The organism is Enterococcus sp. AZ101 (assembly GCF_050499005.1).
GTDB classification, from domain to species: Bacteria; Bacillota; Bacilli; order Lactobacillales; family Enterococcaceae; genus Enterococcus_L; species Enterococcus_L ureilyticus.
Genome location: NZ_JBMHEZ010000001.1, coordinates 602,499 through 614,600, shown reverse-complemented (window position 1 = coordinate 614,600; position 12,102 = coordinate 602,499). Strand labels below are relative to the sequence as shown.

5 protein-coding genes and 2 pseudogenes are annotated in these 12,102 nt (G+C 35.1%); all 7 read right to left on the bottom strand.

Features of this window, described 5'->3' with window-relative positions; all coding sequences use genetic code 11:
• Positions 1-685: 685 nt before the first annotated feature.
• Complete coding sequence (locus tag IGJ50_RS02775) at positions 686-4,213, bottom strand: Ig-like domain-containing protein (protein WP_429948808.1); 3,528 nt, start codon at positions 4,211-4,213, stop codon at positions 686-688.
• Positions 4,214-5,224: 1,011 nt separating this feature from the next.
• Positions 5,225-5,688 (bottom strand): annotated as a pseudogene (locus tag IGJ50_RS02770) (NUDIX hydrolase).
• 98 nt (positions 5,689-5,786) lie between these two features.
• A complete protein-coding gene (locus IGJ50_RS02765; protein WP_242550990.1) occupies positions 5,787-6,374 on the bottom strand; it encodes a histidine phosphatase family protein in 588 nt (195 codons plus the stop codon).
• A gap of 619 nt (positions 6,375-6,993) precedes the next feature.
• Positions 6,994-7,119 (bottom strand): annotated as a pseudogene (locus IGJ50_RS02760) (spermidine/putrescine ABC transporter ATP-binding protein); the annotation flags it as partial.
• 433 nt (positions 7,120-7,552) lie between these two features.
• Positions 7,553-9,001, bottom strand: a complete 1,449-nt coding sequence (locus tag IGJ50_RS02755; RefSeq protein ID WP_429948806.1) for a glycoside hydrolase family 32 protein — start codon at positions 8,999-9,001, stop codon at positions 7,553-7,555.
• A 26-nt stretch (positions 9,002-9,027) separates the two neighbouring features.
• Entirely contained in the window at positions 9,028-10,464 is a 1,437-nt protein-coding gene (locus IGJ50_RS02750; protein WP_429948804.1) for a PTS transporter subunit EIIC, read from the bottom strand.
• Positions 10,465-10,581: 117 nt separating this feature from the next.
• A complete protein-coding gene (locus IGJ50_RS02745) occupies positions 10,582-11,574 on the bottom strand; it encodes a LacI family DNA-binding transcriptional regulator (RefSeq protein WP_429948802.1) in 993 nt (330 codons plus the stop codon).
• Positions 11,575-12,102 lie beyond the last annotated feature (528 nt).

The window sequence follows — 12,102 nt, the reverse complement described above, 5'->3', positions numbered from 1 at the left end:
CAATGACTTTTTTTATCTTTTAATACTGTTTTTAAAGCATTCATTTTTTATCATCACCTTGTAGCCATGTCTAGGCATGCTGACCCAAAGCATATTCCCAAAGATAAGAGTGCTATTAAATTATTATTCTTTTTTTCTTCATGTTGATTCCTCCTTAATCATCGTAAAGGTTCATGCTGAAAAAACTTAAAACAGATTAATATTTTTTTCATTGATTTTGGTCGATCACTAGGAGAAAAACTGGATACTCAAATGCTCCTTGATTCTGCACTGGTTTTAGAATAGAAGAAAAAAGCAAAAAAGGAGCCTTAGCATGAGTATAAAAGCATTAGGTCAATGTAATTTAAAGTACCTATAGACACTTATAATCGTAGCTTGACTTTTTTGTTGAATATGATTGAGGAGAATTGATAGGAAAAGTTTATATGAAACCCTACTTTGATTGTCCAACTTGTAAGCGTAGATATGCACCATCTGAAGGAAGTTACATAGAAACCAAAAAATAAGAAAAAGAGGGACTGTAAAGAATTTTGTTTAAGTTCTTTACAGTCCCCTATAGATACTATGAAAGGAGCAAATATTCTTTTTTGATGGTATTTGCTCCTTTCAATTTTTTACGAAATACTTACTAAATTTCATATTTACTTTTAAAAATATAAATATTAAATTTTCTTAAATCATGTAGTTAACTTTTTTTCCTTATCAAAAAGATACCACCACTAAATAAAATCATCAAAATGCCTAATATAGAGATACTTTGATAAATTTCATCACCCATTTTAGGAAGATCTTTAGAAAATGTTTTTCCTTTAGATATCTCCCCACCTGTATTTACTTGGTCGCCTGCTGTTGGTTGGTTAATTGTTGGTTTGTGTGAATCTGGCGTTCCTATGTTGCCTGTGTCTCCTTCACCGGTTTCACTTTTTGGTAATACCGTTACTATCGTTGGCGTGCCTACATTTTCTCCTGTACTTGGCGTTGCCGTGATTACTTCGCCTGCTTCTAGTGGACGGTTTGTATCGATCTTGATACTGCCATCTTCTCCTACTGTACCGGTTCCTAATTCAGTTCCACCTTGATCAGTAATCACGATGGTATCTCCTGGGGTTCCTGTACCAGTTACTACTTGGTCGCCTGCTGTTGGTTGGTTAATTGTCGGTTTGTGTGAATCTGGCGTTCCTATGTTACCTGTGTCTCCTTCGCCGGTTTCACTTTTTGGCAATACCGTTACTGTTGCTGGGGTTCCGATATTTTCACCTGTACTTGGTGTTGCCGTGATCACTTCGCCTGCTTCTAGTGGACGGTTTGTATCGATCTTGATACTACCATCTTCTCCTACTGTACCGGTTCCTAATTCAGTTCCACCTTGATCAGTAATCACGATGGTATCTCCTGGGGTTCCTGTACCAGTTACTACTTGGTCGCCTGCTGTTGGTTGGTTAATTGTCGGTTTGTGTGAATCTGGCGTTCCTATGTTGCCTGTGTCTCCTTCACCTGTTTCACTTTTTGGCAATACCGTTACTGTTGCTGGGGTTCCGATATTTTCACCTGTACTTGGTGTTGCCGTGATCACTTCGCCTGCTTCTAGTGGACGGTTTGTATCGATCTTGATACTGCCATCTTCTCCTACTGTACCGGTTCCTAATTCAGTTCCACCTTGATCAGTAATCACGATGGTATCTCCTGGGGTTCCTGTACCAGTTACTACTTGGTCGCCTGCTGTTGGTTGGTTAATTGTCGGTTTGTGTGAATCTGGCGTTCCTATGTTACCTGTGTCTCCTTCGCCGGTTTCACTTTTTGGCAATACCGTTACTGTTGCTGGGGTTCCGATATTTTCACCTGTACTTGGTGTTGCCGTGATCACTTCGCCTGCTTCTAGTGGACGGTTTGTATCGATCTTGATACTACCATCTTCTCCTACTGTACCGGTTCCTAATTCAGTTCCACCTTGATCCGTGATCACGATGGTATCTCCTGGGGTTCCTGTACCAGTTACTACTTGGTCGCCTGCTGTTGGTTGGTTAATTGTTGGTTTGTGTGAATCTGGCGTTCCTATGTTGCCTGTGTCTCCTTCACCTGTTTCACTTTTTGGCAATACCGTTACTGTTGCTGGGGTTCCGATATTTCCACCTGTACTTGGTGTTGCCGTGATCACTTCGCCTGCTTCTAGTGGACGGTTTGTATCGATCTTGATACTGCCATCTTCTCCTACTGTACCGGTTCCTAATTCAGTTCCACCTTGATCAGTAATCACGATGGTATCTCCTGGGGTTCCTGTACCAGTTACTACTTGGTCGCCTGCTGTTGGTTGGTTAATTGTTGGTTTGTGTGAATCTGGCGTTCCTATGTTGCCTGTGTCTCCTTCACCTGTTTCACTTTTTGGCAATACCGTTACTGTTGCTGGGGTTCCGATATTTTCACCTGTACTTGGTGTTGCCGTGATCACTTCGCCTGCTTCTAGTGGACGGTTTGTATCGATCTTGATACTACCATCTTCTCCTACTGTACCAGTTCCTAATTCAGTTCCTCCTTGATCAGTGATCACGATGGTATCTCCTGGGGTTCCTGTACCAGTTACTACTTGGTCGCCTGCTGTTGGTTGGTTAATTGTCGGTTTGTGTGAATCTGGCGTTCCTATGTTGCCTGTGTCTCCTTCGCCGGTTTCACTTTTTGGCAATACCGTTACTGTTGCTGGGGTTCCGATATTTTCACCTGTACTTGGTGTTGCCGTGATCACTTCGCCTGCTTCTAGTGGACGGTTTGTATCGATCTTGATACTACCATCTTCTCCTACTGTACCAGTTCCTAATTCAGTTCCTCCTTGATCAGTGATCACGATGGTATCTCCTGGGGTTCCTGTACCAGTTACTACTTGGTCGCCTGCTGTTGGTTGGTTAATTGTCGGTTTGTGTGAATCTGGCGTTCCTATGTTGCCTGTGTCTCCTTCGCCTGTTTCACTTTTTGGCAATACCGTTACTGTTGCTGGGGTTCCCACTTTATCTCCTACGCTAGGAGTCACTGTGATTATTTCCCCTTTTTCTAACGGACGATTCGTAGCAATTTTGATACTGCCATCTTCTCCAACAGTACCCATTCCTAACTCAGTACCTCCTTGATCGGTGATAACAATCGTATCTCCTGGTTGACCCGTTCCAGATATTTCTTGCTCACCTTCAGTAGCTGGTGAAATGGTTGGTGTTTCCGGCGTAGCAGCTATTCGCTCAACTTGTATCGCATTAATTTTATCAATCCACTCTTGTGCTTTGGTAGAAATGGCTGTTCCTTCTGAAGCAAATACTTCTGCTTTAGCTTGAGTAAGATAATCTGCTACTTTTTGATTTGCTTCTTCCTTTCCACCTGGAACAGCATCTGTGATTGCATTAATTTCAGTTGTTTTATTTGCAACTGTTGTATTTAATTCACCAAACCATGTATTCTGGTCTTTTTTATCTGATAACATCGCATCTAAGACAGCTCCATCTGGAAAATCGGGTGAAATAATAGTGTCATTTTCAGGATACAATAAATTGGCTTCGTAACTATTTGCTAATTCATTGGCTTTGGAAACATAAGCCTCGTTCGTTTTGATTTTATAGTTGTCATCAAAGTTATTTAACGAATTAATCTGTCTTTGAAGTCGCCTGATAGCTATTTCCATCTCTCGAATTACATCACTAGTCCCAATAGAAGTCTTAGAGGTAGTCCCATCTGTATAAGTAAATATTATAGGATTACGAACATAACTATCTTGTGCTTGACTTGTAGGGTTCACAGTTAAGGGCGGTTGACTCGTTAGAATTGTATAACTGTCTGATGAAGAATCTTGAACAGGTGATGTAAAGGAACTAAGCGTTCTTTGTCCAGAGCCATTACTAAACGTCACTGATCTAATTGTTTTCCCTAGACTATTAGGAACTCTAATTTCCATACTTACACCAATAGTACCACCACTTATAATTATTGGATTTCCATTATAATAATAATAACTTGGCGTATACTGGCTACTTGCTTCATCAGCATATGCAAGAATACTATGTCCATTAGCGAAGTAATCCATCATAATATTCACACCAAAAATAGTTGTGACGGCATACGAAAATACCCATATTTTTTTTACTTTTCTCATTTTAAATCGATTAACTTTTTTTATAGGTCTTTTTTTCAATATTTCTTTCATACGTTCAATTTGATAAATTCTCTGTTTTTTATCCAAAATAATTACCTCCAATGTTATATTCAATCTTTTTTTAGAAATAAATACTCAATTATTTCAATAGAAATACGCTTACTTTACAATAATTATGTATGTAATACAAATAAAAAGATCAAAAAGATGGTTTTATTTAAATTTTTCTAAAAAATATTTTGTTTAAATAGAAATTTAAAATAAAAAAAAAGTCTATTTTGTAACAATAGAGTTACAACAATAGAAATTTTTTAGGAAAATTTTCTTATGACCAATTTTACAACAGAAATTATGAAACCACTAATTGCCAAAGATGATTGATTTGCGGCTTCTATAGTAGATTATAATGAACAACTTATCCATATTTTCATTATAGGAGCCGAGAAACACTATAAAGTTTAGAGCCTATTCCCCTTCTCTAGCGTAAAAATCTTATCATAAGAACAAGGAGAAATGCGGGAAAAAGAGGATATTGGATCAGTCACCCTATAAAGAAAAGATTCGTAAGTTACTTTTTGAAGAATAGTGGTCTCCAGAACAGATAGCCAATAGAATTAATTTAGAAAACAATAGATCTATTATTAGTTATCTTACTATTTATCGTTCAATCTATAATGGTCTATCTAATCAAAGTTTTCTAAAGGAAGTCCTGCGGTTAGAAAATTATTAAGACGAAAAGGAAGAAAATCAGTGAATGAAGAATTGGTGATTGTCGTAGAAGATTCACGGATGTGGGAACGATCCATGAACGTCCAGCAAAGGCTAAAATAGAGAAGAAATTGGTCACTGGGAAACCGATACTGTCCTGGGAATCCGAGGAAAATCATGCCTTATAACACTAGTTGGTCGGAAATCTCTTTTTTTGCTAGCTGGTAGAATCCATAAAAAGAGAGTGTAAAATGATGATTTTTATTCCTATTTTTCATTATTATAAGATACTGTTTACTTATATCAAATAACCCTAACAAAACATTTTCTTCTTTTTTAACTCTTTTTCCTACCTTCTCCCTAAGGTAGGTCTTTTTTGTTTACCAGGAGTTAACCATCCTTTTTGAGAAATATTTTTTTTAAGTAGTTTACAGGTTTTGAAACTTCTATAACTGAAGTTGCTAACATGAAATCTGTATGTTCTTCTGGATCTAAAGTTATTTCTTTTTCACCTTCAATACTCCCTTCATACACCAATCTAGTAAAAATAGTTTCCTTTCTTGAATCATAATTACTATCTTCATGAATAATTTTCTCAATATAAATTTTTAGACCTGTTTCTTCATATGCTTCTCTTATAGCAGTTTGCTTTGGTGTTTCTCCTTGTTCGACTGTTCCTCCTGGTATATCCCAAAAACCTGCTAAAAATTCTCTTCTCCTCGTTTTATCGTTGACCTCTTTATGAAAAGATATTTATCGTCTATTTTCAATAGTATATGCGCAATTAATTTATTTTTTACCAAGTATTCATCCTCCGTAAGTTTATTTTTTGAGTTTGGCCCTTGTCTTGGCATTGTTGCTCATTCGTTTCTAAGTGTATTTTCCCTAGTGGATCTCACTATGGAGCCGACAGCAATCAACTACTTTCTCAAACGATCCTTTTTGTGAGAAACTAGATATCTTGACTAATTGACTCTATGAATTCAAACCTTCCATTTGAATATTCAAATTTTAAAATACAGCAGTTCGTAAATTTAATTGTTTTAATTTGTTCTTGAGATAACCATTTTTGTATAAATCGATACATTGAACCTCCATGACTAACACATAAAATATTCTTATGACTTTCTTTTTTCATTATTTCAGTCAAAGTATCATTCATTCTTTCTTGTACTATTTCGCTAGATTCTCCACCATAATCTACAAAAAAATCTCCATAAGAAGTTTCACCGGGTTTAATCTTGGGATTTAACTCTTCACTTTCACCTTCAAATAAACCAAAATTCCACTCTTTTAATCCTTTTAATCGAACAACATCTTTATGTTCACAAACTATCTCAGCAGTATCAACTGCTCTTTCTTGTGTTGATGAATATACATGGTCAAACGTAATTTCTTTATCTTTAAAATAATTTTTTGCAATATTCGCCTGTTCGATTCCCATCTCAGTTAAAGGAGAGTCACAAGCCCCTTGAATTTTACCTCTTAAATTAAATAATGTTTGCCCATGTCTCATTAAATATAGCGTTTTAATTGTCATTTCCTCCTATTTTTAGATATATTTTATTTATCATTTTTTTGAGAATCTATACCTATCATTTCCAATTTATACTTGATTCACTATAATCTATCTTCAATTTTTTATTTCTGTAAGTATATTCAGTTTAAATAACCTCTAGATTTGATTTCAAAATACTATATAAGTTCTTCCCTTTATTTTGATGTTGCTTGCGATTAATGATGTTTTTTATTCATTATTCTAAGGTACTATTTACTTATACCAAACAACCCTAACAAAACATTTTTTCCTTTTTTAACTGCTTTTCCTACCTTCTCCTTAAGGGAGGTCTTTTTTGTTTACCAGAAGTTAACCCTCCTTTTTGAGAATCGCACCTTATGCACCTAACTGTCATTATTCTTAAAGTATGTAGCTAAGTCTGAAGCAACAGGAACAAATCAAAACCATTGAATATTAAATGTACTCATTCCACAGTCCTTATCACCTGAAGTAAAGAGAAAAACTTCTTACTCTTCAATCATATCTTCTACCAACTTCAATAAAGTTATATTTTCATATACATACTTCGCTTGATCATCATCTTCCATCATAATACATAAAGCTTTTTCCATAATACTTCCTCCTTCAGTTCTATTGGTTATTAAAAGCAGTAGGAGACTTGCATGCGATAATTTTCAGGTGTTGCATTTTCAATGTTTTGGTTGTTGAACATAATTGAACCTTTCGTTGTTGTCAGTATAAAAGCCAATATTTTAAGAAAGGTACTTTTCCCACTGCCTCATGGTCTAGTGATAATTGTGTGGCTACCTTTTTCAAACGATGTGGTGATATCGTTTAGGATTAATTGTTTTTCGTGTTGAAAAGAAGAGTGAGCATTTCTTTTGATTGTTATTAAGAACGTATACCCATTTTTAATTATTTTTTCAGTAAATATTCTTCCTTATTATCTTGCCAGTCGGTCAGCACTTCTCATAAGACTATTTTACGCTCCTTGAGTTCATTTGTTAATCAAATAAATTCATTTTTTTCAATTTTTCACCAAAATAAGTAGATAAACCCACCCTTATACACCTCTCAGACAGATTTAATTTCTGCTGAACACAAGGACAGAGTAAAAATGTTATGCATAAAAAAAGTCGCACAAAAAAACTCTATACACACCTTGACTAAATCTATCAAGATGCGCAGAGAGATCTCTATTATTTTAAATATGCCCACGTGGCTTCAGTTTCTTTTGAAAACGAAATAGTGGTTTGTTCTGATTCTAAGAAGACCCTAAAACTAAAAACACGTTCGCCTTCATTCAAATACAGTTCTATAAAACTATTATCAACAAACACATCAACTGTGATATTATTTGCTAATTCAGCTATTTCACATGTTCGTTTCATACCATATTCGGTATCAATTTTTTTGGCTAATTGGCCACGATCAATTGTTACTGTTTCTTTTTTTTCATCTAAATTCAATTGCCAAAAATCATCTTTTGTACCAAAGCAAATAGTCGACTCTTGTTCTTTGTTCAATTCAAATTGAAGATGATAATAGGGATATTCTAAAAGAAGTTGGTTAGTTCTTATTGTTTGTTTATCAGTAAACTGTTTTTGTACTTCTTCTGTTGGAAAACGTCTTAATTTTCCATCCACTAGTCTCATTTCTTGTGCAGTTGTCAATCCATGTTTCCAACCCTCAGTATCAATTGGATACACTTGCTCACCACAACCAAACCAGCCAAAAGTTAACGGCAACTGATTCTTTCCATAAAATGATTGTGGGGCATAATAATCAAAGCCAGCATCCAACTCATCCACGTGCTCTAATTCAAACGTTCTTTTTTCAACATCCAATTGTCCTACTAAATAAATTGAGGAAAAACGATTTTGGTAACGATACGTTTCTTTCTCATAGCCCATCGGTGATAGAAATAAAACATCTTTTCCATCAATCGTTACAAGGCTCGGACATTCTAACATATAACCTTTATCGATCGGTAAATCAATCGTTCCTTGATACGTCCAATCCACTAAATTAGTACTCTTATACAAAAGCAATTCACCAATGTCACCGAAACCTGTTTGTTCTCCCTCCAAAAAACGACCTCCGCCAAGTAACATATAAAAAGAACTGTTACGCTCAAAAACAAAAGGATCTCTTAATTCTTGACTAAATCCTTTCGGTGCACCCTCAAGGATTGGATTCTTCGGATATTTAGTAATCGTTCCTTTTTTATCCATGATCGCCAAAGCTTGCTTCGCTACTTTCCCTGTGTCTGTTTTATAGTTCGCTGTATAAAACAAATAGAGTTCGTCATTGTATTCGAAAGCATTACCAGAATATGCACCATTTTTTTCATATTCTTCATCAGGAATAAGAGCAAAACCTTCATCCTTGAATTTAACTAAGTCTTCTGAAGTAGCATGTCCCCAATGTTTCATTCCATGAAAAGAATCAAATGGAAACCATTGATAAAATACTTGATACTTGCCATTAAAATAGCTCAAACCATTTGGATCATTCATCAAGCCTGTCTTGGGGTATAAATGATACTTTGGGAGATAGGCGCTCTCTTTTATTTTTTCTTCTAATTGACTTAAATGTTCTTGCCATTCCGTCGTATAAAATGTATATTTTTCAATTTTTTTACTCATCAATTGCTCTCAGACGTCCCTTCTTTTTATAAGGTACTACCTTTTCCTATTTCTGCTCCTTTTACCCCTTTAACACGATTCCAAACAATCAAAATAATAATTGGTAAAATAAATGCCATTAAATTTCCGATGATATAAAAGATCAATCTAGGTGGGTATACGATCGTCAAACCTGGTAGACCTGTTAAAGCAAAACTTGTTGCTTTGACATCAAATATTTTCATAAAAGCACCACCGATCCCTGCTGAAAATGAAGCAGCAAGAAATGGAATAATCGAGTCACGTAAATTGACTGCAAAAATAGCTGGTTCTGAAATACCAAATAATGTTGGAACAAAGCTAGACATTGCTGTTTCACGACGCTTAGAATTTTTCTTCGCAAGGAAAAACATGCCCAATGCTGCTCCACCTTGTGCGATGATTGAAACGGACCATAATGGTTGAATGTAGTTGAATCCTGTAGCTACCACTAATTGCGCTTCAATAGCCTGGATCGCGTGTTGTGTGCCCGTTACAACAAGTGGCTGAAGCAATGCTGCAAAAACAAAGGCACCCACAAATCCTGTTTTGTTGTATAGAATATCAATGATCCATCCTAATCCCGTGCCGATTGCATTACCGATCGGACCAAATACTAAGAATAAAGCAAGAGCAGAGAATAAAATCGTAACTGTCGGTACCAAAATAAAACTCAACGCTTGTGGTGTTTTTTTCTTCGCAAATGCTTCTGTTTTTGATAAGAACCATGCTGTTAAAATTGCTGGAAACACGCCACCCTGGAACCCAACTTGTGGGATGGATAACCCAAATACATGCCAAGAGGATAAGGTATCATAATTGCCCAAGACAAAGTCATTACGATTCATCAAATCTGGTGTAATCATCACAAAACCTAACACTAAACCTAAGATTGGATTTCCACCAAATCGTTTGGTTGCTGAATACATGACTAAGACAGGAAGATAAGCAAATGTTGTCGCAATAACGCCTAGAAAACTAGCTAAATCTTGCGCCCAAAGCCATTCCTCCGCCATTGAGCCGCCTAAAAAGCCAAATTGTGTCGTTAATAGTGACTTCAATCCTAAGATCATCGCTGCCCCAACAAAAGCCGGAATGATTGGAATGAATATATCAGAGAATACTTTAAATGCTTGTTGTAATTTATTCTGTTGCTTCGTTCCAGAGGCTTTTACATCTTGCAATGAAGCTTCCTTTATCCCTGAAACTTCTTGAAATGCAGCAAAAACCTTTTCTACTGTTCCTGTACCAAAAATAATTTGTAGTTGTCCACTATTAAAAAATACTCCTTTAACGCCTTCAATATTTTCTAATGTTTCTTTATTATAATTATTACTATCATTCAATACTAAGCGTAAACGCGTAACGCAATGAGCAGCATTCGCTATATTTTCTTTTCCCCCGACACCTTCTAAGACTTCTTTAGCAATTTTTTTATAATCCAAACTATTCATCTCCTTGATTGTTTTAGAAAAACCTTTTTTGGAACGTTCCATATATAATTATTATAATACTTGGAACGTTCCAAAAAAGCAAGGGCTTTCAAACAAAAAAAATTGGATTTATTTTTCATCCAATTTTCTAGTCGTCTTAAATGCTGTAAACTTCACTGGTAATATATGTTTCTTTTGTATAGCTAAGCTATCATCAAATTCCACTAACTCTTTCACACTTAAATGAGCAATCTCGCGTACATCCTGAGACATTGTTGAAATAGTCAATGACTGATTAGAAAAGCTTCTAGCACCATCGAAACCAACTAATTGTACATCTTCTGGAATCGACCAAGGTAAATGTGCAAATGTATTAAAAACAAATTCTGCATATCGATCTGTTACAGTAAAAATCCCATCAAAAGGACAATTCTCTGAAAATTTTTCAGTTAGAAATAGATCTAGTCTTTTGGGAAAATCAATTGAGTTTCCTTTATCTAAATAAACTTCATATTCTAATTCATTATGAGTACAATAATCAATAAAACCATTCATTCGTTCAAAAATACCTAAATTATTGGGTAACTCTCTTAAAATCAACAGCAGTCGTTTTGAACCTCTTTTATGCAATTCTTCTGCTGCTTGTCTAGCGCCACCAAAATTGTCACTTGTTATAAATGGGATAGCACTATTAAAATAACGCTCAATTGAAACAATCGGTATGTTTGAAATAAGATAGGGTTCTATATCACTGTAGGAAATAGTCAAAATTCCTTTGACTTTCTGTTCTTGCGCCATTTTTATATAGTCTAACTCCAAATTATAATCATTTTGAGAATTACATAATAACATTTTAAAATTTTGAATTTGTAATTCTAATTGGATATAGTATGCTAATTCAGAAAAAAATGGCGTCCATATCGTTGGTAATATAAATACAATGATGTCACTTTCTTGTTTTTTTAATGATCTAGCCGCTTGATTTGGTATATAATTCAACTCTTCAATTGCTTTTTCTACTCTAGCAGCTAATTCTGGCTTGATTTTTACGTGATTGACATAATTGGATACAGTTCCTCTAGAGACGTTTGCTTTTTTTGCAACATCATTCATATTGACCATTCACCTTCACCTCATTAGATAGTATATCATAATAAAAAATGTGGCATGATTATTTTAAGCTGTTATTCATGTTCATTAGCAGAAGATTAAACATTTTTTGATAACAAAAACGATTTTTTTTGGAGTAATCGCTTAATCCTTTTGTCACAATACTTCTCTACTGATCTTTTTAAAAACATGAATCGTTTTTTTACTCCTAAGCTAACAATTTTTTTCGCCTTTTCTTGATTAGATAGAAAATACTCAACATTATCAAATAACATGCAGGTACTATTACCCAAGACATATACAAAAATAATCCGATTCCCAGCATAAATCCCTCAGTTATTCTAGCAAATAGAAATGGGTAAATACCATACCAATCTACCACATAACTAATCACCCCTGATAGCAAACCTGTTATATATAAGTTTGGTCCAAACTTTAAATTTTTCCATACTCTGTTCGTTAAATAATAAATCAAAATATGAATTATACCTATTTCTACAAATACAAGAAAAGGAATGAATGGAATAATCATTATTAATC

Coding starts and splice junctions, on each gene's coding strand:
- IGJ50_RS02765 (WP_242550990.1), bottom strand. CDS start 6,374: ATGACAATTAAAACGCTATATTTAATGAGACATGGGCAAACATTATTT.
- IGJ50_RS02755 (WP_429948806.1), bottom strand. CDS start 9,001: ATGAGTAAAAAAATTGAAAAATATACATTTTATACGACGGAATGGCAA.
- IGJ50_RS02745 (WP_429948802.1), bottom strand. CDS start 11,574: ATGGTCAATATGAATGATGTTGCAAAAAAAGCAAACGTCTCTAGAGGA.